The 1,319-nt window shown below is 70.3% G+C and carries 2 protein-coding genes; one reads left to right on the top strand and one right to left on the bottom strand.

The features are described from left to right. Window positions 1-605: ribulose-phosphate 3-epimerase (gene rpe, locus AC2W7C_RS18060; RefSeq protein ID WP_486002591.1), on the bottom strand; the 605-nt coding region annotated here is incomplete at its 3' end. Between the two features lie 102 nt (window positions 606-707). Here rpe and AC2W7C_RS18055 point away from each other — a divergent pair. After that, complete coding sequence (locus tag AC2W7C_RS18055; protein ID WP_486002590.1) at window positions 708-1,151, top strand: OsmC family protein; 444 nt, start codon at window positions 708-710, stop codon at window positions 1,149-1,151. Window positions 1,152-1,319: the final 168 nt, after the last annotated feature.

Below are 1,319 nucleotides of genomic sequence, written 5' to 3'. Positions count from 1 at the left end.
CGACGAACGACCCGGCGACCAGGGCCGTCGGCGCCGCGGCGACCGCAGGCGCCCGCGTTCGCCGAGGTGACCCCGCCGTCCACCTGCAGGTGCGCCTTGGACCCGGCGGCGTCCAGGAGCGCCCGGGCGCGCTCGATCTTGCGCAGGGTGGTCTCGATGAAGGACTGCCCGCCGAAGCCGGGGTTGACCGACATCAGCAGCACCAGATCGACCAGCTCGATCACCTCCTCCAGCACCGACAGCGGCGTGCCGGGGTTCAGCACCACGCCGGCCTTGGCCCCGAGCTGGCGGATGCGGCCCAGGGTGCGGTGCAGGTGCGGGCCGCTTTCCGGATGGACGGTCAGGATGTCGGCGCCGGCGTCGCGGAAGACCTCGAGCCAGGGATCGACGGGGGCGACCATCAGGTGGACGTCGAACGGCCGCGTCGTATGTGGGCGGAGCGCCTTCACCACATCCGGGCCGATGGTGAGGTTGGGCACGAAATGGCCGTCCATCACGTCGATATGGATCCAGTCGGCGCCGGCGGCGTCGAGGGCGCGGACCTCCTCGCCCAGCTTGGCGAAGTCGCTGGCGAGGATGGAGGGGCAGATCAGGGGGGCGGCCATGGGCCTCCGGATAAGGCGGGTCGCCCGCGCGGGCAAGCCGACGGCTGGGTTTGCCGCGCGGTCCAGGCTACACGGTTTGGTCATCGCAGCCGGAGGAGCGCCATGAGCGAATACGTCGCCACCGTCGAATGGAGCCGGGGGGATCAGCCCTTCCTGGACCACAAATACGCCCGGGCCCACGACTGGCGCTTCGACGGCGGGGCGGTGGTGCGGGGATCGTCGGCGCCCAGCAGCGTGCCGGTCCCGATGTCGGATCCGGCCGCCGTGGACCCGGAGGAGGCGCTGGTGGCGGCGGTGTCGAGCTGCCACATGCTGTTCTTCCTGGCCTATGCGGCCAAGGCGGGCTTCGTGGTGGACCACTACCGGGACGAGGCCGTGGCGACCATGGGGCGCGACGACCGGGGCAAGGTCGCGATCACGGCGGTGACGCTGCGGCCGCGGGTGACCTGGTCGGGCGAGCTGAGGCCCGACCCGGCGGCGATCGACGACCTGCACCATCGGTCGCACGAGCATTGCTACATCGCCAACTCGATCCGGGCGCCGTGACGGTGGTTCAGGACTAGGTCTAATCGACATTCAAACCCGTCATTCCCGGCCCTGTGCCGGGAATCCATGAACACCGTAGGCTGAGGTCTCCGGCGCCGTCGTCGGTCTAGATGCGGGCGACAGGCCCGGCCATGACGGGAAAAGAGGTTTGGGGCCCTGGAAAGGCTA

It is taken from the genome of Brevundimonas sp. CURTG3B2_SDJG, assembly GCF_057364705.1.
The sequence above is the reverse complement of the archived record's forward strand: the minus strand, read 5'-3'. Positions and strand labels throughout refer to the sequence as shown.

What these genes read in the sequence shown, in the direction of transcription:
- AC2W7C_RS18055 (WP_486002590.1), top strand. Translation starts at nt 708, where the DNA reads ATGAGCGAATACGTCGCCACCGTCGAATGGAGCCGGGGGGATCAGCCC.